This is a genomic window from Bartonella sp. AA74HLJMH, assembly GCF_042197045.1.
Lineage (GTDB): Bacteria > Pseudomonadota > Alphaproteobacteria > Rhizobiales > Rhizobiaceae > Bartonella.
In genome coordinates this window covers 125,497-146,291 of the sequence record NZ_JBHIRJ010000003.1, presented here as the reverse complement: position 1 = coordinate 146,291, position 20,795 = coordinate 125,497, and the positions used below count along the sequence as shown (strand labels likewise).

The 20,795-nt window shown below is 36.8% G+C and carries 16 protein-coding genes; 9 read left to right on the top strand and 7 right to left on the bottom strand.

The genetic code is table 11. The features are described 5' to 3' along the window. Window position 1: 1 nt before the first annotated feature. The gene (gene truA, locus ACFINH_RS03280) at window positions 2-745 is read left to right on the top strand and encodes a tRNA pseudouridine(38-40) synthase TruA (protein ID WP_375612809.1); all 744 of its coding nucleotides are present in this window, start codon (window positions 2-4) and stop codon (window positions 743-745) included. A 32-nt stretch (window positions 746-777) separates the two neighbouring features. On the opposite strand, the gene ACFINH_RS03275 is transcribed toward truA, so the two are convergent. Beyond that, a complete protein-coding gene (locus tag ACFINH_RS03275) occupies window positions 778-1,641 on the bottom strand; it encodes an LOG family protein (RefSeq protein ID WP_375611394.1) in 864 nt (287 codons plus the stop codon). A 106-nt stretch (window positions 1,642-1,747) separates the two neighbouring features. Between ACFINH_RS03275 and dapD the strand changes: the two genes are divergently transcribed. Further along, a complete protein-coding gene (dapD, locus tag ACFINH_RS03270; protein WP_375632141.1) occupies window positions 1,748-2,596 on the top strand; it encodes a 2,3,4,5-tetrahydropyridine-2,6-dicarboxylate N-succinyltransferase in 849 nt (282 codons plus the stop codon). 576 nt (window positions 2,597-3,172) lie between these two features. Here the strand turns inward: dapD and lepA are convergent. From lepA to dnaK, 5 genes are all read right to left on the bottom strand, one after another. Beyond that, entirely contained in the window at window positions 3,173-4,978 is a 1,806-nt protein-coding gene (gene lepA / locus ACFINH_RS03265) for a translation elongation factor 4 (protein ID WP_375632171.1), read from the bottom strand. Window positions 4,979-6,422: 1,444 nt separating this feature from the next. Then, on the bottom strand, window positions 6,423-7,337 hold the full coding sequence (locus ACFINH_RS03260; protein WP_375632140.1) for a DMT family transporter: 915 nt from the start codon (window positions 7,335-7,337) through the stop codon (window positions 6,423-6,425). Window positions 7,338-7,369: 32 nt separating this feature from the next. Beyond that, a complete protein-coding gene (argB, locus tag ACFINH_RS03255; protein ID WP_375632139.1) occupies window positions 7,370-8,275 on the bottom strand; it encodes an acetylglutamate kinase in 906 nt (301 codons plus the stop codon). 1,713 nt (window positions 8,276-9,988) lie between these two features. Further along, the gene (gene dnaJ / locus ACFINH_RS03250; protein WP_375632170.1) at window positions 9,989-11,131 is read right to left on the bottom strand and encodes a molecular chaperone DnaJ; all 1,143 of its coding nucleotides are present in this window, start codon (window positions 11,129-11,131) and stop codon (window positions 9,989-9,991) included. 158 nt (window positions 11,132-11,289) lie between these two features. After that, window positions 11,290-13,182: a molecular chaperone DnaK gene (gene dnaK, locus ACFINH_RS03245; protein WP_273790233.1), complete on the bottom strand. Its 1,893-nt coding sequence runs from the start codon at window positions 13,180-13,182 to the stop codon at window positions 11,290-11,292. 960 nt (window positions 13,183-14,142) lie between these two features. Here dnaK and ACFINH_RS03240 point away from each other — a divergent pair. Further along, entirely contained in the window at window positions 14,143-14,697 is a 555-nt protein-coding gene (locus ACFINH_RS03240; RefSeq protein ID WP_375611390.1) for a copper chaperone PCu(A)C, read from the top strand. Window positions 14,698-14,807: 110 nt separating this feature from the next. Here the strand turns inward: ACFINH_RS03240 and lysM are convergent, their stop codons facing one another. Then, window positions 14,808-15,263 carry a peptidoglycan-binding protein LysM gene (gene lysM / locus ACFINH_RS03235; protein ID WP_375611389.1) on the bottom strand — a complete coding sequence of 152 codons (456 nt, stop codon included), beginning with the start codon at window positions 15,261-15,263 and terminating at the stop codon, window positions 14,808-14,810. A 386-nt stretch (window positions 15,264-15,649) separates the two neighbouring features. Between lysM and ACFINH_RS03230 the strand changes: the two genes are divergently transcribed. The 6 genes from ACFINH_RS03230 (at window position 15,650) to thpR (ending at window position 20,696) form a co-directional block, all read left to right on the top strand. Beyond that, window positions 15,650-16,372 carry a response regulator transcription factor gene (locus ACFINH_RS03230; RefSeq protein WP_005774392.1) on the top strand — a complete coding sequence of 241 codons (723 nt, stop codon included), beginning with the start codon at window positions 15,650-15,652 and terminating at the stop codon, window positions 16,370-16,372. 39 nt (window positions 16,373-16,411) lie between these two features. Beyond that, the gene (locus tag ACFINH_RS03225; RefSeq protein ID WP_375632138.1) at window positions 16,412-18,196 is read left to right on the top strand and encodes a stimulus-sensing domain-containing protein; all 1,785 of its coding nucleotides are present in this window, start codon (window positions 16,412-16,414) and stop codon (window positions 18,194-18,196) included. Window positions 18,197-18,219: 23 nt separating this feature from the next. Then, a complete protein-coding gene (locus tag ACFINH_RS03220) occupies window positions 18,220-18,684 on the top strand; it encodes an HPr kinase/phosphatase C-terminal domain-containing protein (protein ID WP_375612806.1) in 465 nt (154 codons plus the stop codon). 136 nt (window positions 18,685-18,820) lie between these two features. Continuing rightward, window positions 18,821-19,219 carry a PTS sugar transporter subunit IIA gene (locus ACFINH_RS03215; protein ID WP_375611386.1) on the top strand — a complete coding sequence of 133 codons (399 nt, stop codon included), beginning with the start codon at window positions 18,821-18,823 and terminating at the stop codon, window positions 19,217-19,219. Between the two features lie 17 nt (window positions 19,220-19,236). Further along, on the top strand, window positions 19,237-19,530 hold the full coding sequence (locus tag ACFINH_RS03210) for an HPr family phosphocarrier protein (RefSeq protein WP_012754483.1): 294 nt from the start codon (window positions 19,237-19,239) through the stop codon (window positions 19,528-19,530). Window positions 19,531-20,156: 626 nt separating this feature from the next. Further along, window positions 20,157-20,696: an RNA 2',3'-cyclic phosphodiesterase gene (gene thpR, locus ACFINH_RS03205; RefSeq protein WP_375632137.1), complete on the top strand. Its 540-nt coding sequence runs from the start codon at window positions 20,157-20,159 to the stop codon at window positions 20,694-20,696. Window positions 20,697-20,795 lie beyond the last annotated feature (99 nt).

Genomic DNA, 20,795 nt, shown 5'->3' with positions numbered 1-20,795 from the left:
GATGCCACGTTTTAAACTCACTCTTGAATATGATGGTTCAAATTATGCTGGTTGGCAGCGTCAAGCAAAACTTCACACGATACAAGGAGCTCTTGAACAAGCAATTTTTTGCTTTAGTGGACAACAATTGACCATAACAACAGCAGGAAGAACCGATGCGGGCGTACATGCTACGGGACAAGTTGCGCATGTTGATTTTGAAAAAAACTGGCTCTCCCATACTGTGCGTGACGCGCTCAATGCTCTTTTACGTAAACAGGGAGAGGCGATTTCAATCTTAAATGTAGAAAATGTCCCTGATGACTTTGATGCACGATTTTCCGCTGTAAAACGCCATTATCTTTTTAAAATACTTAATCGTCGCTCTCCACCAGCTTTAAATGCCAAACGCGTGTGGTGGATACCAAAACCTCTTCATGCTGAAGCCATGCATGAAGCTGCGCAAAAGCTTGTAGGACAACATGATTTTACAACTTTCCGTTCAGCACATTGCCAAGCCAAAAGCCCTATTCGCACCCTTGAACGTCTCGATATTCAAAGAGAAGGTGAAGAAATTTTCCTTTATGCACAAGCTCGTTCTTTTCTTCATCATCAAATCCGTTCATTCGCAGGAAGCCTCATGGAAGTGGGTATTGGACGTTGGACAGCTCAAGATCTCGAAACAGCTCTTCATGCTAAAGATCGTAAACGTTGTGGTGTTGTTGCCCCCCCCTCAGGACTTTATTTAACCAAAGTAGAGTATTAATTATCCTTCAAGAGTGAGCATCTCAAAAGTCGTTAAGGCAGTTTATAAAAAGAACGAATTTCTTCAAAAGCTTCTGCTGCTGTATTAACAAATTTCACAAAATTAATATCAGTAGGAGAAATTGTACCTTGTGCAGACAGATACTCAAAATTGACAGTATTGCTCCAAAATTCTTTGCCAAACAATAAAATTGGTACCTGTTTCATACGCCCCGTCTGTACTAAAGTTAACGTCTCAAACAGTTCATCCAGAGTTCCAAATCCGCCAGGGAAAATGGCTAGGGCTTTCGCTCGTACTAAAAAATGCATTTTGCGCATCCCCAAATAGTGGAAATTAAAACACAAATGCGGTGACACATACGAATTAGGCTCCTGCTCATGTGGTAAAATAATATTCAAGCCAATCGTTGGGGCACCAACATCACAAGCACCACGATTTCCCGCCTCCATGATTCCTGGTCCGCCCCCTGTAACAACCACAAATTCACGATATTGTGTCGTAGCAGAATAAAGTGAGCACAAACGTGCAAACTCTCTTGCTTCATCGTAATAATGTGACATAGCATGCAAATTTTTCTTTTGTATTTCATTCTTTGCAGCCCACGCTGCTTGCCCAGGTTCAGGAATACGCGCACCACCAAATAAAACAACTGTTGATTGAATATCATATTCTTTAAGGGTTATTTCCGGCTTTAAAAATTCAAGACTAATACGTTGTGAACGCAGCTCTGGACGCATCATAAAATCTTGATCGATATAGGCTAAACGATAAGTAGACGAACGCACCTGTGCTGAATTAGAGACTTTATGGATCTGTTGTAGAGCATCCTTCGTATGGAGAAGTGGCGTCCAGTTTTCTTGCTCCCTTTTTCTTTTTTCTTTACAGCTTTTTTTCATGCACCTGTCCTACTTCCTCATCGTTTTATTGACTGAACACATTTCTTCGCGTAGTTCATAGAGAATAAATCTTGAAGCTTTCAACTTGTTTAACGGAACTCTCGTCATGACCCATATCACACAACTTGAAATTATTATCGAACAAGCTTTTGACGATCGCGATTCTATCGATACTACCACAAAAGGCGAAATACGTGAGAGTATTGAACATGCATTGAACCTTCTTGATAAAGGTGAAATCCGTGTTGCAGAACGACAAAAAAATGGACAATGGCATGTTCATCAATGGTTGAAAAAAGCGGTTTTACTCTCTTTTCGGCTTAATCCTATGCAAATTATTACTGGTGGAATCAATGGGACACATTGGTGGGATAAAGTTCCTTCAAAATTCTCTGGTTGGCAAGAGGCAGATTTTAAAAGTGCTGATTTCCGTTCCGTTCCTGGAGCCATTGTACGTCATTCTGCTTACATTGCACCCAATGTTATATTGATGCCATCCTTTGTCAATCTTGGTGCTTTTATCGATGAGGGCACAATGGTTGATACATGGACCACCGTTGGTTCTTGTGCACAAATTGGTAAACATGTCCATCTTTCTGGCGGTGTTGGTATTGGAGGTGTTTTGGAACCACTGCAAGCAAATCCAACAATCATTGAAGATCATTGCTTTATCGGTGCTCGCTCTGAAATTGTTGAAGGCTGTATTATCCGTGAAGGTGCTGTTTTGGGAATGGGAGTCTTTATTGGAAAATCAACAAAGATTATTGATCGTACAACAGGTGAAATTTTTATTGGTGAAGTACCAGCCTATTCAGTGGTTGTACCAGGTTCTCTCCCTGGAAAACCTTTACCAAATGGTGAAGCAGGCCCAAACCTTTATTGTGCTGTTATTGTAAAACGCGTTGATCAAAAAACACGAGAAAAAACATCTATTAATGATCTTTTACGTTCTTAGACACAAGATTAATGCATAATAATATTGCCTCGTTTTTTAACTTGAATAATAACCTCGAATACAAGGATTCTCTCATTTCAAATCCTTTCATAGTGAATCAATCACTATCATTTCCTTGCTCGTTACAAACGCAGTTGGTATGTGGGCAAAAAATACTTTAAGAAATAGAGTGAAATACCTTTAATGAATTCTCTCAAGTGATAAGGACTGTCATAATATTTTGAGCTGAAAAAGAGTATAATGGGTGCGCTTTGCACCTTTCTGACGCGTAAAGGCGGTAATGCCAAATGAAGTTTATATCATTCACAGTGTATTTTACATTATATTTCGTTACAGTCCCCGTTGTGAAATGGAGTTTGATGTATTGAGAAATGTTTCTTTGAAACAAGTGCACAAATATGCAACACAAACGTATTTTGTTTAAAGCATTCTGTTTTACGTGAGAAAGTGATACCATTATGCAATACACAAGAACATGAAGCACGACGCAATTCTATTTAAAAGTGTTCTTTAAACACCTGAACCAATCGACAAAAGCAAAAGCGCAATCAATGAGAGAAAATACCCCTTTTTTCATTATTTGTTCATTTTGAGCGCTTGAATAAATGCCGATTGTGGAATTTCTACTTTTCCAAATTGGCGCATCCGCTTTTTGCCTTCTTTTTGCTTTTCCAAAAGTTTGCGCTTACGCGTAACATCACCCCCGTAACATTTCGCTGTTACATCTTTACGCAAAGCACGAATCGTTTCGCGCGCTATAACTTTACCACCAATAGCCGCTTGAACTGGAATCTGAAACATATGCTGAGGAATAAGATCTTTCAGTTTTTCACACATTGAACGCCCGCGCTTTTCTGCAATCGTGCGGTGAACAAGCATCGATAATGCATCAATAGGCTCTCCATTCACCAAAATAGACATTTTAACTAAATCACCTTCTGCATAATCTGTCATTTGATAATCAAAAGAAGCATAACCCTTGGAGATTGATTTTAGCCGATCATAAAAATCAAAAACAACTTCATTCAGTGGTAAATCATACGTTACCATAGCACGGGTTCCAACATAGGATAACCCAACCTGTACCCCGCGCCGCTCTTGGCATAGTTCTAAAATTGACCCAAGATAATTATCAGGAGTCATGATTGTCGCCCGAATCCACGGTTCTTCTATGAAAGAAATTTTAACCACATCAGGCATATCCGCTGGATTGTGCAACTCTTTAACAGAACCATCATTCATATTCATGCGATAAACAACCGAAGGTGCTGTCGCGATTAAATCCAAATTAAACTCACGCTCTAATCGCTCTTGAATAATTTCAAGATGTAGAAGTCCCAAAAATCCACAGCGAAAACCAAACCCCAAAGCCGCAGATGTTTCCATTTCAAAAGAAAAACTCGCATCATTTAAGCGTAATTTGCCCATGGCTGCACGCAAATCATCAAAATCGGCAGCATCAATTGGAAAAAGTCCACAAAAGACAACCGGTTGCGCAGGCTTAAAACCAGGTAAAGCATTTTCACAAGGACGGCGCTCTTCAGTAATCGTATCCCCAACCCGTGTATCTGCTACCTCTTTGATAGAAGCAGTGATAAAACCAATCTCGCCCGGTCCTAATTCATCAACCTGTATCATTTTAGGTGTAAAAACCCCAACGCGCTCAACTGGATATTTTGCTCCTGTACCCATCATACGAATGGTTTGGCCTTTTTTTAAAATACCATCTATCACCCGTACCAAAACAATGACACCAAGATATGCATCATACCAGCTATCAACCAACATTGCTTTCAAGGGATTTGCAACATCGCCTGTATGTGGAGGTGGTAATTGTGCAACAATTGCCTCCAGAACATCAGGAACACCCAAACCTGTTTTTGCTGATATTTCTACTGCTTGAGATGTATCAATGCCTATTACATCTTCAATTTGTTCTTTAACACGCTCAGGTTCTGCTGCTGGAAGATCAACTTTATTGAGAACAACAACCAACTCATGGGAATTATCAATGGCTTGATAAACATTTGCTAACGTCTGCGCCTCTACGCCTTGGCTTGCATCCACCACCAACAGAGAGCCTTCACAAGCTGCCAATGAACGCGAAACCTCATAAGCAAAATCCACATGACCAGGTGTATCCATAAGATTTAAAATATAGGTCTCACCATTCTTGGCTTTATAGCGTAAACGTACCGTTTGTGCTTTAATAGTAATTCCACGTTCACGCTCAATATCCATGGAATCGAGTACTTGTTCTTTCATCTCACGTGTATCAAGCCCACCTGTTATTTGAATCAAACGATCAGCTAAAGTGGATTTGCCGTGATCAATATGCGCCACGATGGAAAAATTACGAATATAATTACGATCTACTGTCATATAAGGCGATTTAGCAAAGAATAATACAAAACGCAAAGACCAATTATGCTCCAGCTCCTTACAAAAGAATATAAACCAAAAAAGCTTCTCAAAACACAACTTCTCATAGCCTAAACAATAAGGCTTTTGTTTGCGAAATTAAATACAAAAGGTCCTAAAATGATCTTTTCACATCTTGTTTGATGACTCATATGCTGTAATAAGCCAGTACCATCACATACTTTGCTAATCTCCAATATTGCGACGATCCTTTACACTTGAAAAAGTTTATCAGAGATATACTTTTCTTGCACAGTCTTTACCCACATGCCCCCCACTCATTCACTTGTGACGTGTAAGCAAGTGATTTGGATTGATTTAACATGAAAATGATTTGACGTGAGAAAGTTTTACAGTATTCAAGGTTCTAATTCAATGTAAATAATGCTATATTATCATTATAAATCAATGTATTATCATATTTATATGATAGGCGTATATATCACTTAGGATTGCAATAAAATTCGTAAGAAATGCTTTTTTATTTGTACGCAATAATCTGCTTTTTTAGCAATCTTATATAAAATAACATGAATATCGAGAGAGTTTCTTCTCAATTTTTAAAACTTTAGAAATATGCTCTATTGAGTGATGTTTTATATACTTTTTATACAACTCCTTCCTTCATTAAATATAAAACACACCAATCCTCTTCGATTCATTGGATAACGCATTGATTTATAATGATCGTTTATTGTTTTGCAATTTAAATTAAAGCTCTGAATATCGCGAGCTTCTCTCATTTTAAATCTTCTCATAATGAATCAATAAATTTTTTGCTCCCCCATTATAAAACAGAGCTAGTGTATGGATAAAAACGTTTAAGAAATGAGTAAAAATACCTCTCTCTTTCAAATGCCAAAAACTATCGTAATATTGAGAACAGATAAAGAAAATGCTCGTGCCTTTTATTTTAAGTAAAATGATGATGCTCTGTGGTTTTTCTATACTTCATGCAAACCGTCAATGAATATGATGTATATTGAGAAAATTATCTTTTAAAAAACGCTTTAATGTACAACGTTATGGGGATACTTTGGGCGTTCTATTTTGCATGAGAAGCGTAACTCTATTAAAGGACAAAAGAAATAACGTGCGACAGTGCGTAATTTTCATTATTCAAAAACATTACCGTAGATGTTTTTGAAAGTTGTTAAAGCCAAATTTAAACATGATCGTTAATTTTTACCTTTATATCACCTCATGCTTTGGCTCAATGAAGGTTGTCTGCCCGGTTCAGAAATCAGACAAACAGATAGAAGCATACTATTTCTCCAATTTGGTATGCAAAAGCTGGAATAACTTATAGAACTTCTTAATCATCTGAATATTAAAAAAGCTCCAAAAATGAAAACTCTACAAGCAAAAAGCTCATGCAATAAAATCACAATAAAAAAATGTATAGCTAATCAATTTTTTTAATTGCTTTATTTTTTTTACGCCATTGTGAAGGTTGTAATTCAGCCACAATGATTCCAATCAGAATAAGCAAACCGCCCAATAAAGCTAAGGGAGATAAATGTTCTCCAGCCAAACGCCCAACAATACCAGCCCATACCGGTTCACCTGCGTAAATGAGTGTCGCACGCGTAGGGGAAATAGACTTTTGTGCCCAATTCATAGCTAATTGAATGATGGCACTCATTAATGCCAATCCTATACCAATATTAAACCAAACCCACGAAAATTCAGGGATGCTTTCACCCATCAACGGCATACAAGCAAATGAAAAAAAACCACTAAAAAATAACTGAATAATGGTTACACGCCGACTATCAACCTTGTTCGCAAAAATTCCGATGAGTATGACTTCTCCAGCAATCGCTAAAGCGCCTAACAAAGTTAAAATTTCGCCTTTTGAAAAATCAAAATTTCCCGGCTTTTGTCCTGAAATAAATACAAGCCCAATAAAAGCGAAAATAATGCCAATCCAACAAGCTAAACGGGGAGGTTTTTTAAAAGCAATCCATTGCAAAATTGGAACCATAGGTACATAAAGCGCTGTGATAAAAGCCGACTGACTACTAATAATCGTTTGAAGTCCAGCTGCTTGAAAAGCATAACCCAAAAACATGGCTAAACCAATCGCCATCCCAGCGAAAACTTCATAAACAGTTATCCCTTTTATAGAGCGCCAAAAAACTACCCCACATATAAGAGATGCAACAATAAAACGAAATCCAACAAAAAACAGAGGACCGCTATAGCGTACCGCAATGTGAATGACTAAAAATGTAATGCCCCACAATATTGTCGCAGTAAATATTGCCAATTCTGGCTTACTTAATAAAGGATATTTAAACTGTTTTAGATTCACCATGAAAAACTTTCTCTTCCAATTTTCCCCACAATTTATGAAACAATAAGCGTTCCAACTCCCTGTTCGGTAAACAGCTCTAGTAAAACAGAATGAGGAGTTTTACCATTTAAAATGACAACACCTTCCACACCATTTTGAAGGGCTTTTATGCAAGTCTCTACTTTTGGAATCATGCCTCCTGAAATTGTCCCATTTTTAATAAATTTCTCAGCTTCAGAAACTGTCAATTCTTTTAAAAGTTTACCCTGTTTATCCAAAACACCAGGAACATCAGTGAGAAATAAAAGGCGTTTAGCCTCTAATGCACCAGCAATAGCTCCAGCAAAAATATCAGCATTAATATTATAAGTTTTACCATCGCGTCCTGGAGCCACAGGAGCAAGAACCGGTATCATTTCAGAACATGCTAAAAGATCTAGCAACGTGCGGTCAACTTCAACAGGCTCACCAACAAACCCCAAATCTAAAACACGTTCAATATGCGAATCAGGATCAATAACAGTTTTATAAGCCTTTTCGGCAAAAACCATATTGCCATCCTTGCCGCATAATCCTATTGCCCATTCTCCCTCAGCATTGATGAGAGCAACAATTTCTTTATTTATGGAACCCGCTAAAACCATTTCAACCACTTCAACGATCCGCTCATCGGTTACCCGTAATCCGTTTTCAAATCGCGATTCAATCCCCATTTTCATTAAAATTTCAGCAATTTGAGGCCCACCACCATGAACAACAACAGGATTGATCCCCGATTGCTTTAATAGAGCAACATCACGCGCAAATGCTCGCCCCAAAGCAGGATCACCCATAGCATGGCCGCCATATTTTACCACGACCGTTTCATTTTCATATTTTTGCATATAGGGTAAAGCAGACGATAAAAATGCTGCTTGTTTTTCCAAAACATCTACATCACCGTTTTTAGCATCATCCATCAATAGAGCCTCCTCATCACTTTTTACCATCTCTTAATGAAATTTAGGAAAAGTGAAAACAATAAAACCAAACTTTACTCTATCCCCCCCCTGAAAATCGTGAATTTTCCTCTAAATTACGAAAAAGGAATAGCGAAATGAAATACAAAAACTTCCTTTAAAAATTGACAGCGAAAAATTAAACAAAATAGGCGTAAAAAAACGTCATTATTTTATGATCTTATATATAAAATTGAAAAGCAAAATTTTGAAGCTACGCTGCACATTCAACTCATTAGTTTATCCCTATGGATACTTAACAATGAATAGGAATATATACAACCATTGATTTTTTAAGATAAAAATAAAGTTTCTTATAATAATAAAATTAACATATTCCTAAGATAAGAAATCACTCAACTGCTTTATAGCTTATCCCAATAAACTATAACTTTGGTTTTAAAAATTTGACTTTTTCTCAATCATAAAACATGAGGAAATGTCAACTGAACGCTCCTTATGGAGAATCATAATAAGTTGATTTATAATAATAATTTATCTTTTTATATCGTAAAATCGAAAAAAGGCTTTGCAACATTATCCATATATTGTGATAGCTCTTCAAAAGCATCTTCGTAAAAGCATTTAATTGTTTAGATTACTCTCTTCGTAAGATTTGATAAAATTTCTCATTTTTCATGATCTGTCATTAAGTTTTTCTTTTTGCATAGCAATAATGCTTGAATTATTCAATGTTTTTTAGAATTTTTAATTCTTTTAATTATGTTATTTTATGAAAAAAGATTCATTTCGTATACTTCTCTTTCCATATCACCAATCAATTTCAACAATATATCGTGCTGTTTTCTAAGCATATTGTGCTATTTTTTTATTGTATTTGTTTTTTCTTTTTAAAGGTAACTTCCTCTATCTTCCCACCAACTTTTTATTATGCCAATAAATTCAATTAAGTGAATTCCATCGAATCTGTTTCCCCACAAGAGAGATACATCGAATACCTCAAAAAGTGTTTTGTTATGTCTTCTTTAGCATTCAACACACATTATCTCATTCCACAATTTCTTTGGAACAAAATAAACTTGATTATAGTGTTTTTATTATCTGGAAGAACTATTTATGACATCAGAAATACAAAACTAAATCCGCATCTAAAAAGACATGATTACTGCTAAAAGCTAAGATGAGGCATGTAAAAGCTATTCCGAACAAAATAATCCTTATTTTAAAGGAAGCAGTGATTAAAACTATGAAAAATGCCAAAAATAAAATCGGTTATAAGAAGTTGATACTTTATTTGAAAAAGATGGATTGCCTAACAGCTTATTTAGCGTTTCTTGGCAAGCCGCTACCTATTTTATAGTTTTATTATAGAGCCTTTAAAAAGAAATTTTGAGTGAAAAAATAAACACCAAAAATACTGAATGCATAAAGGCAGTTATCATGACACTGGCAATATTTATTATCAATCACTCAATTGCGTTCTTATATGGATAAGCCCTTTTTAAAATGTCATAGACACTCAAAAATAAGACTTATCCATAAAACTCATGAAATATAAAAACTATCAGCAGCAGGAATTTATCCTAAATTAGCTGTCTCTCTCTTTTCTTTTCAAGAAAAAATGCTTTTCAAAGATAATGAGACAATAGAAAGCTTAATGAAAATAACTTTCCCACAGTTCTCTCTAATTATTCTGAGAACATTCACATAATTTTAACCAGAAATATTTTCAAAAAATTCTTTCATACGTGAAAAAAAACCATGTGATTGCGGTGAATTTTCATGATTTGAGAGTTTCTCAAATTTTTGCAACAATTCACGTTGTTCTTGCGTTAATTTCTGCGGTGTCTCAATCGTGATATGGATGTAAAGATCACCCCTTGCTTGCTGATGGCGCAACATGGGCATACCTTTGCCTCTAAGGCGGAATTGACGTCCATTTTGTGTCCCTTCTGGAATCTTAACGCGTGCTTTAACACCATCAAGGTCGGAAACTTCAAACTCTCCTCCTAAAGCAGCTGTTACCATTGAAATAGGAACGCGACAGTGAAGATCTGCTCCTTCTCGCTGAAAAAACTCATGCGGTTTAATGGAAAGGAAAATATAAAGATCACCATTGGGGCCACCACGAATACCAGCATCACCCTCACCAGAAAGGCGAATACGCGTTCCATCTTCAATACCAGCTGGAACATTTACGCTTAATGAACGTTTTTTCTCTATACGCCGTGTCCCCTGACATTTGGGGCATGGATCCGTAATAGTTTCACCACGTCCATGACATGTAGGACATGTCCGCTCAATAGAAAAGAAACCCTGTGCAGCACGCACACGACCAGATCCATGACATGTTCCACAAACTTGCGGCTTAGAGCCTTTTCTCGCTCCTGATCCTTCACAAACATCACACGTAACGGAACTGGGAATATTAATTTCTGCAGTTTTTCCTGAAAATGCCTCTTCTAAAGTCACTTCCATATTATAACTCAAATCTGCGCCACGTTCGCGACTATCACCACGCTTACGGTGTGTCCCTCCCATAATCTCACCAAAAAAGTCTTCGAAAATATCCGCAAATCCACCACCAGCAGCAAAACCACCAAAGGGATTTGCTCCCCCTTGACCACCGCTATTTTCAAAGGCCGCATGGCCAAATCGATCATAAGCAGCACGCTTCTGGGGATCTTTAAGAACTTCATAGGCTTCGCCAATTTCTTTGAATTTTCGCTCTGCTTCTTTATCCCCCGCGTTGCGATCAGGATGATATTGCATTGCCAACTTACGAAAAGCAGATTTCAACTTTTTATCATCACATTCGCGAGTCACGCCAAGAATTTCATAATAGTCAACCTTCATCATGTATTCCTGATAATTTTTCTGTCATCCATCTTTATGGATAATATTGCTTTTAATTTATATTTTTAGCAACAAAGTTGCAACTTATCTCAAATAATAAAGCCCAGCCTTATATTTCAAAGGCCGGGTTTATCAATTAATCAACACATATGCTGACACTATTTCTTCTTATCATTAACTTCTTCAAAATCAGCATCAACAACATCATCATTCTTTGCCTCTGTTTCAGTGTCAGCGCTCGCTGCTTGTGAGGCTTCGTACATAGCCTGTCCAAGTTTCATACTGACTTCTGCTAATTTTTGCATCTTTGTTGTTACTTCTTCCGTATCACTGCCTTCAAGCGCAGATTTCAAATCAGATATTGCTGTTTCAATCTGTCCCTTTTCTTCAGCTGATACTTTATCGCCATATTCATTGAGCGACTTTTCAGTTGAATGAATAAGAGCCTCCGCTTGATTTCTAGCTTCAACACCTTCACGGCGTTTTTTATCCTCAGCCGCGTGCTCTTCTGCATCCTTTACCATTTTTTCAATATCAGCATCACTTAAACCACCTGATGCCTGAATACGAATTTGATGCTCTTTACCTGTTCCCTTATCTTTGGCCGAAACATTAACAATACCATTCGCATCGATATCAAAAGTAACTTCAATTTGAGGTATACCACGTGGTGCTGGAGGAATACCAACAAGATCAAATTGAGCCAATAACTTATTATCACTTGCCATTTCCCGTTCACCTTGGAAAACACGAATCGTCACAGCACTCTGGTTATCATCAGCTGTCGAAAAAACTTGCGATTTTTTTGTTGGGATAGTGGTATTGCGCTCAATAAGGCGTGTGAAAACCCCACCCAAGGTTTCAATACCCAAAGATAAAGGCGTTACATCTAGCAACAACACGTCTTTGACATCGCCTTGCAATACACCTCCTTGGATGGCAGCACCCATTGCGACCACTTCATCAGGATTAACGCCTTTGTGTGGATCCTTACCAAAGAAGCTCTGCACAACTTGCTGAATCTTGGGCATACGTGTCATTCCACCCACTAAAACAACTTCGTCAATCTCACCGGCCTTTAATCCAGCATCTTTCAACGCAGCTTTACAAGGTTCAATGGTACGCTGCACTAAATCGTCAACGAGAGATTCAAATTTTGCCCGAGTCAATTTCATTGTTAAGTGCTTAGGACCTGATTGATCTGCCGTGATAAATGGTAAATTGATTTCTGTTTGCTGTGACGAAGAAAGCTCAATTTTTGCTTTTTCTGCCGCTTCTTTTAAGCGCTGTAAAGCGAGTTTATCATTTTTCAGATCAATTCCTTGTTCTTTTTTGAATTCATCGGCAAAATAACCGACCAAGCGCATATCAAAGTCTTCACCCCCTAAAAACGTATCCCCATTGGTTGACTTAACTTCAAAAACGCCATCTCCAATTTCAAGGACTGAAATATCAAATGTACCACCACCAAGGTCGTAAACAGCAATTGTTTTTCCGTCCTTTTTGTCCAAACCATAAGCTAAAGCAGCAGCAGTTGGCTCATTAATAATCCGTAAAACTTCAAGTCCAGCAATTTTACCTGCATCTTTCGTGGCTTGACGTTGCGCATCATTAAAATAAGCAGGAACAGTAATAACGGCTTGTTCAACTTTTTCACCAAGATAAGATTCTGCTGTTTCCTTCATCTTTTGCAAAATCATAGCTGAAATTTGTGACGGAGAATATTTCTTTCCCGCCTCTTCAACCCATGCATCACCATTGTCACCTTTAACAATTTTATAAGGAACAAGCGCTTTATCTTTTTCAACCATAGGGTCATCAAAACGGCGCCCTATCAAACGTTTAACTGCAAAAACTGTCCCTTCAGGATTTGTCACCGCCTGCCGTTTAGCAGGCTGCCCAACAAGCCGCTCCCCCCCATCAGTAAAGGCAACAACGGAAGGTGTTGTTCGCGCTCCTTCTGAGTTTTCAATAACTTTTGCGTTTTTGCCATCCATAACAGCCACACAAGAGTTCGTTGTCCCCAAATCAATACCAATTACTTTTGCCATATTATAATCTCCATTCAGCAAGCTACCTCAACCTTCATAAAGCATCTTTTTAAGATAGCTCCTCATAACACCTAAAGCCCGTATATTGCTTCAAGCAATATAAATAATAATAAACTGCAAGTCGCAACAAGCCTTGCTGCCTCGTATATAAGAACAGGCTTTTATTGCTACAAGAGAATAATGAGAGAAACATCTCCAAAATAAAAAATTTATTTTAAAATAGGCACTCTAATGACCCATAAATACCATATTTATGAGAGACTTGAGAGCATAATATATTTTTCTTGCAATTCTCAAAAAATATATCTTTCTATAAAAATTAAAAAATAAAAGAATGATTGCACTCTCGCTCTTGATCTTCTCATCATTGATAAAATCATACTCACGTAAAAGCTTTTTAAAAGGCGAATAATTTATATCACAAATATTATAAATTTTCCTTGGACTAAAATAGTCATCATATCTAATGCTTATATCAGTAAAGGTATTATCTATAGATCTCCTTTCAAAAATTCTCCTTCTAACGGTCTCATTGTTTGCGGCTATTTGAAATCTGTGCTTTAAATTCATCTAAAGCGTTTTTTCTTAACTGTATAATTTTGAACTTTGAAAATATATAAAAATACCTCTGTATAAACGCTTTAAAATGCCAAGAGCTGTCATAATATTAAAAATTGGTAAAGTGGTTGATGATTGTTCTGTATTATATCTTCATTAAGTAAAACAGTAGTGCATCATAGATTTTATACCATTTGCAAATACTATTTATGAGATGAACACGGAAGCGTTAAGAGGTGTGTTGTCATTGTAAATCTTACTGTCTTCTTTTAAATTTCAAGAATTCTATGATTTTTATATTCAAATCAATTTCATTTTAGCATTTCTTTCTTTTATTTTAAATAAAAGCTCTGCTAAAATAAAAATATTCAAAGTGTGAATCTTATGACGGAGGGTAAATCAATGATGACATCTATTATTAAGAAAATAACAAATCTCATCTTTAAGAATATAATACATACACAATATCCATACAAAAAGGTTATCATAAATATCGTGTGTGCTCTTCTCTTTGCTGGTATAACCCTGCCAGCAGGTGCTCAGCAATATAAACTTGGCGACATAGAAATTCTCAATCCTTGGACACGCGAAACACCTAGAGGTATAAGAGTTGGTAGCGGTTATCTCTACATTATCAATCACAGTAATACCCCAGACCGTTTGGTTTCTATTTCCACAAACGGAGTAAAAACAACAGAGATACACTCTATGGCTGTCGTTAATGATATTATGAAAATGGAAAAAATGCACAATGGCATTGAAATTCCGGGAAATGGCGAAATCACGCTTAAGCCTGGCGGTGATCATATTATGTTCATGGGGCTTTCACAACCATTTAAGTTAGGTGATAAAATTAGCGCAAAATTAACATTTGAGAAAGCAGGAACCATTGATGTTGATTTCTCTGTAAACGCTATGAAAGTACCATCACCTTCTAAATCCTCTCCTGTTCACTAAGCTCCTTTTATTATAAATACACACTTTATAAAATGAAGAAGCGTGAAATTTTTTACGCTTCTTCATTTTTTGTTTAATGCCATCAGTAAAAAATTATCCCCTTTGATGAATTAACTATGGTCAATTTCAGGAATACGTAAAACTTGTCCAGGATAAATTTTATCGGGAGATTTTAGCATTGGCTTATTGGCTTCAAAAATAAATGTGTTTTTATTACCTTGCCCTTTTCCATAAACCTCTTCAGCAATTTTCCAAAGATTATCACCAGATTTAACCTCATAAAAGCGAGAAGTTTTTCTAGGCGTTGTATCTATAACCTTTAATTGATTAACATCTACAGAAGAGATACCTTGTGAATTGCCAACAACCAGCAGTGCTTTTTCAAGTGTTTCCCTATCTGGAACTTCCCCGCTTAAAATAGCTTTACCGTCTTCAACTTGAATATTGACTTTTTCTGTACCGAGTTGAAAATGATCAAATGCTCTCTTAAAATCCTTTTCTTTTGGTTCATGGTCCCCAATACCTAACTTTTCCCCTACAGTTTTAATAAAATTAAAAAATCCCATTACGACCTCCTTTCGTGTAGCAGAAACAAATTTTTGTGCATATATTGCCACATTCTTTTCTTTGCTCTTAAAACACATAGGCAGATTTTCTAAACTTCAACAATCAAAACTACATCTGTTCAATTATGAGACAAATACAATAATAAACTTTGTAATAAACCTTGATAAAAAAAGCCTTTATGAAAATTTTCTCTCAAATGAAGGGATCTTAATAGACGTAGAAACATTATAAATTATGAAAGCAAAACAAGATTTTACAGTAATGACAAAAGGTTTTTTACTTTGCTACAATTTGTATCATATTTGTTTTGCAAAAAAAATATGAACTCCCATATAAATAAGTGTGGGTAATTTGCTACCACAGCAATAGAAAGGTCTAAGAAACCATGAAAGATACACCAACAATCACGCAAACGATTGTACTTGTTGATGATGATCGCAATATTTTGACATCTTTATCTTTTGCGCTTGAGACAGAAGGATATCGGGTTGAAAGCTATACAGATGGAGCATCTGCACTCAAGGGTCTCACACTTCACCCTCCACACTTAGCTATTTTTGATATTAAAATGCCCCGAATGGATGGGATGGAACTTTTGCGTCGTTTGCGTCAAAAATCTGATCTTCCAGTTATTTTTCTTACCTCTAAAGATGATGAAATTGATGAATTATTTGGTCTCAAAATGGGAGCTGATGATTTTATTACTAAACCTTTCTCCCAACGTCTTCTTATTGAACGCGTGAAAGCTATTTTACGCCGTTCTAATGCACGTAACCAACCGCTTTCTACAGGAACTTCTTCCACCTCTTCTCTCAAACGCGGAGATCTTGTGATGGATCAAGAACGCCACACCTGTACATGGAAAGATAAACCTGTTATTTTAACCGTTACGGAATTTTTGATTCTGCAAACCTTAGCACAAAGACCAGGAGTTGTAAAAAGTCGTGATGCTTTAATGGATGCTGCTTATAGTGATCAAGTCTACGTAGATGATCGCACCATTGATAGTCACATTAAACGTCTGCGTAAAAAGTTTAAACAAGTGGATGATGATTTTGCAATGATTGAAACACTTTATGGTGTAGGTTATCGTTTCCACGAGGTATAAAACTACTTTGTCGCAAAAATTTGAATGGCAATCAAATCGATGACAGACAATTCTCAACTGGAAACTTTACAAAAAACAACCGTTAATGGTACATCCCCAACGCCATTTCTTATGTTCGCTCGTTTGCATCTTCGAACACAACGTCTCTTTAGACAATTGCTTTTTTCCAGCCTCACACGTCGCATTGTTATATTAAACATTGCTGCCCTTGCCGTTTTAGTTACAGGCATTTTATACCTTAACCAATTTCGCGATGGTTTAATTGAAGCAAAAATCAAAAGTTTATGTACCCAAGGAAAAATTATTGCTGGGGCTATTGCTGCTTCTGCAACAGTAGATACAAATTCTATCCTCATTGACCCTCAAAAACTCTTAGAGTTACAGACTGGTGAAAGCGTTACACCCGCTCCTCAATCAACCGATTCTTGGGATTTTCCTATTAACCCTGAGCAAGTTGCCCCTCTTTTACGGCGTCTTATTACACCTAAAACGACAAGAGCACGTATCTATGATCGTGATGCTACTCTCCTTCTTGATTCGCGCGTTCTTTATTCTAGTGGAGAAGTTTTTAGTTATGATTTACCCCCACTTAAAACAGAACAAAACATGTGGGATCGCCTTACTTCATGGTATTCAAGCGCATTTTATGGCAAAGGTATTGCTCTTGACAGAGAACAAACAAAAACCAGTGGTATTGCTTATCCAGAAGTGTACCGCGCATTAAACGGATCTCTTGCTACGGCTAAAAGACGCAACAGACAAGGGCAATTAATTGTTTCTGTTGCCGTTCCTGTTCAACGCTATCGCGCAGTGGTTGGAGCTCTTCTTCTTTCGACCACTGGTTCCGATATTGATAACATTGTAAAAGGCGAAAGACTGGTTATCTTTAAAGTTTTTGCCGTTGTAGGTAGCGTACTTTTGGTTCTTTCTCTCTTTTTGGCCCATACGATTGCCCATCCATTAAGTAAATTATCTGCCTCGGCTAATCGAGTGCGTAATGGTAATAATCAGCGTGTAGAAATTCCTGATTTTTCAATGCGTGAAGATGAAATTGGTCACCTTTCAACTTCTATTCGTGATATGACTAATGCCCTTTATATGCGTATTGAAGCCATTGAACGCTTTGCTGCTGATGTAAGCCACGAATTAAAAAATCCTCTCACCTCTCTACGCAGTGCTGTTGAAACGCTCCCTCTGGCTAAAAATGAAGAAGCACAAGAGAAATTGCTGGAAATTATTCAACATGATGTGCGCCGCCTTGATCGGTTGATTACAGATATTTCTGATGCATCGCGACTCGATGCAGAGCTTGCACGAGAAACCGCAGAGATTGTTGATATGACACCGCTTTTGGAAAGTCTTGTTCATGCTGTTCAGGAAGTGTATCGTAATACGCAAACTATTGATATAAGCCTTAATATTGTCCCACGTCCTCATGGAAAAGCTTATCTTGTATTGGGACATGAACTTCGTTTAGGACAAGTGATTTCAAATCTTCTTGAAAATGCGCGTTCTTTTATTCCTCGGAATCGTGGCAAAATTTGCATTACTATGAAAAGCCATGCTTCAACCCTTATTTTAACCATTGAAGATAATGGCCCAGGTATTCGTTCAGAAAATATTGAACGCATTTTTGAACGTTTTTACACAGATCGACCAAATGAAGATGCTTTTGGACAAAACTCTGGACTTGGCCTTTCTATTAGTCGGCAAATCATCGAGGCTCATAATGGGACAATTACAGCCGAAAATATTATCGATCCTACACTTGGGAAGTGTAAAACTGGTGCACGTTTTACTATTATGCTTCCGCTTGCTAAATAAATCTTTTATCCAAAGTAAAAGGCATGAAAACAAAATGTGAAATACTCCACGCAAATTGCCTTCAACTGGGGGGCAAGGGGCTGTTAATTATAGGTCCATCCGGATCAGGAAAATCAACCATCACCCTTTCTTTGCTTGACCGCGCTGAGTGGTCAAAACGTGAAGCGAAGCTTATCAGTGATGATTATACAATGTTGCGTGCGGAAAATGGAAAGCTTCACGGATACACTCCCGATAATTTAGAGGGCGGCATCGAGATTCGTGGCGTTGGTCTTTATATGATAGAATTCAAAAAGCACACAACTATCGATTGTGTTATTTTTCTCGGTCCGGAATATGAACGTTTTTCCACAAATAAAACTTTTCAATTTGAAAATTTGCACATTCCTCTTTTAAAACTTCCCTCTCTTCGTGAAGCCGATTGTACAGCCATTTGTCAAGCTATTGAAGCATTTTTGTTTAGAAAAATATGGCAAAAATCTGTCTAATTTTTTTCTAAAGATAAAAAAATCACAATTTTTGCCTTTTTTTTGCAAATTTTTCTTGGCAGCAAGATAAAGCCTTGTACAATGTCTTTCCCACCAACTATGGTTGGGTCTTATTAGTTAACAGGAGTTTGCGTAAATGATTGGACTCGTGCTTGTAACGCACGGTGAGCTGGCTGTCGAATTTTTACATGCCGTGGAACATGTTGTTGGAGTACAAGAAAAGTTCGCAACAATATGCGTTTATCCCGATGACGATATAGATCAGCGCCGAGGTGATATTATAGCCGCAGTAACCGATACAGATACGGATCATGGCGTCATCATATTAACAGATGTGTTCGGTGGAACACCATCAAATATAGCTATTCCTGCTATTGAAAAAGGACGCGTTGAAATGATTGCGGGTGTTAATTTGCCCATGCTTATTAAACTGATTTCTATTCGCAAATGTCCTGATATTTCATTATCAGACGCGTTAAGAATAGCACAAGAAGCAGGGCGTAAATATATTAATGTACCAAGTATGATTTTATAGCGGATAATAAAATACCAATGTTTTCCAAAGATACCCTCCCATGTATAAGTCGTCATTTCAATATCTGTAATAAACGTGGGTTGCATGCACGTGCTTCTGCAAAATTTGTACAAACTGTTGACAATTTTAATGTTACTGTTGAAGTTGAAAAGGACGGGAAAATTGTTGGCGGATCATCAATTATGGGACTTATGATGCTAGCGGCTTCATCCGGTTGCAACCTCACCATTCGTGTTTCAGGACCAGAAGCAACAGATGCTCTTAATGCTCTTGAAAAGCTCATCAATAACAACTTTGGAGAGGAAAACTAGTGCTTTTTCATCATAAACAAAGATGATAATTCTTAGAAAATAGGAACTTTCGATCATTATTTTGAATTTTAATTTCTCTTCCCGCTTTTATACCAATATTCATATCCATTATAGATTGGCATAATTATCATAAATGTAAAAGCTTATAGTAATTTTGTTATGCTCGATTTTTTTCTTCCTTTCCTAACATTATTTGACCAATTTGAATAGTTTTGCGTATTATGGCTATTCCCCGACTTAATCATATAATTAAATTTTTACAGAAAAGAGAACTCTTCACCTTGTATTAAAGTATGCTTTATTTTAGGCTAAAGATAAATGTCAAAATAATTTCGCACATCAAAAATCTATCAACTTTTCTTATTTTCTGCTAACTTTGTAGCCTTTATAATACACAAGTAATCTTCCATTGCACATCATTGTGATACAGATCCTGAAAACGCAATTCTTATCAATATCATAACCATTTTCTTAAAACGAATAAGCTTTGTACGCTCATAATTATAGTAAGCATTTTTTAGACATTCTTTTTCTATACTATTGCCTTGTTTTCTGTGGTACGTGCCCCGCCCTTATTATCTATATTGCGCTTGGGATAGCATCTTTCATTATAAGGAGATAATATCATGGGTCGTCTATTTAGTGCTCTTCAGATTCCTCAACAAACAACAAAAGCCCTCGTATCATTGCAAAATGGCTTACCAAAAGCGCAATGGATCAACCCGCAAAATTTTCATGTCACCTTATCTTTTTTTGGCGAAGTTGAAAGCTCCTTAGCAGATGAAATTATGCATACCTTTAACACTATAGAACTTCCTTCTTTTACGCTACAGATAAAAGGTTTTGAAGTTTTGGGTTCAGAAAATGCTCCTCATTCTCTTGTGGTTCGCATTGAACCTTGTGAAAAGCTTACTCTTTTACATGAAAAGATGCAATATATTCGGAATAAATTAGAGTTAAAGCCTGATGAAAGACTGTTCATTCCGCATATCACTCTTGCACGAATATTTGATATTAATCTTAAAGATCTTTCTTCTTATCTATCTTTTCAAGATGATTTTTTTGTCCCTCCTTTTGAAGTTGATCATTTTGTTTTATTGTTATCGGCCTCTCCCTTAAATAAGGCTCCCTATATTGTAAAAGGAAGTTGGGCGCTTCAAAGATAAAAGGGTGTTTATAACACCCTTTAAAAACCCTTTAAGAAAAGACTTCATATATGTGTAATTGCAGGGAATACTGCATTTTATGTTGGAGATTTATTATTG

Bases quoted from the DNA above. Each gene is read 5' to 3' on its own strand.
- ACFINH_RS03210 (WP_012754483.1), top strand. From the start codon at position 19,237: ATGTTTTCCAAAGATACCCTCCCATGTATAAGTCGTCATTTCAATATC.
- argB (WP_375632139.1), bottom strand. From the start codon at position 8,275: ATGGATGATGCTAAAAACGGTGATGTAGATGTTTTGGAAAAACAAGCA.
- ACFINH_RS03220 (WP_375612806.1), top strand. From the start codon at position 18,220: ATGAAAACAAAATGTGAAATACTCCACGCAAATTGCCTTCAACTGGGG.
- ACFINH_RS03260 (WP_375632140.1), bottom strand. From the start codon at position 7,337: ATGGTGAATCTAAAACAGTTTAAATATCCTTTATTAAGTAAGCCAGAA.
- ACFINH_RS03215 (WP_375611386.1), top strand. From the start codon at position 18,821: ATGATTGGACTCGTGCTTGTAACGCACGGTGAGCTGGCTGTCGAATTT.
- dnaK (WP_273790233.1), bottom strand. From the start codon at position 13,182: ATGGCAAAAGTAATTGGTATTGATTTGGGGACAACGAACTCTTGTGTG.
- ACFINH_RS03240 (WP_375611390.1), top strand. From the start codon at position 14,143: ATGATGACATCTATTATTAAGAAAATAACAAATCTCATCTTTAAGAAT.
- truA (WP_375612809.1), top strand. From the start codon at position 2: ATGCCACGTTTTAAACTCACTCTTGAATATGATGGTTCAAATTATGCT.
- dapD (WP_375632141.1), top strand. From the start codon at position 1,748: ATGACCCATATCACACAACTTGAAATTATTATCGAACAAGCTTTTGAC.
- lysM (WP_375611389.1), bottom strand. From the start codon at position 15,263: ATGGGATTTTTTAATTTTATTAAAACTGTAGGGGAAAAGTTAGGTATT.
- ACFINH_RS03230 (WP_005774392.1), top strand. From the start codon at position 15,650: ATGAAAGATACACCAACAATCACGCAAACGATTGTACTTGTTGATGAT.
- lepA (WP_375632171.1), bottom strand. From the start codon at position 4,978: ATGACAGTAGATCGTAATTATATTCGTAATTTTTCCATCGTGGCGCAT.
- ACFINH_RS03275 (WP_375611394.1), bottom strand. From the start codon at position 1,641: ATGAAAAAAAGCTGTAAAGAAAAAAGAAAAAGGGAGCAAGAAAACTGG.
- ACFINH_RS03225 (WP_375632138.1), top strand. From the start codon at position 16,412: ATGACAGACAATTCTCAACTGGAAACTTTACAAAAAACAACCGTTAAT.
- thpR (WP_375632137.1), top strand. From the start codon at position 20,157: ATGGGTCGTCTATTTAGTGCTCTTCAGATTCCTCAACAAACAACAAAA.
- dnaJ (WP_375632170.1), bottom strand. From the start codon at position 11,131: ATGAAGGTTGACTATTATGAAATTCTTGGCGTGACTCGCGAATGTGAT.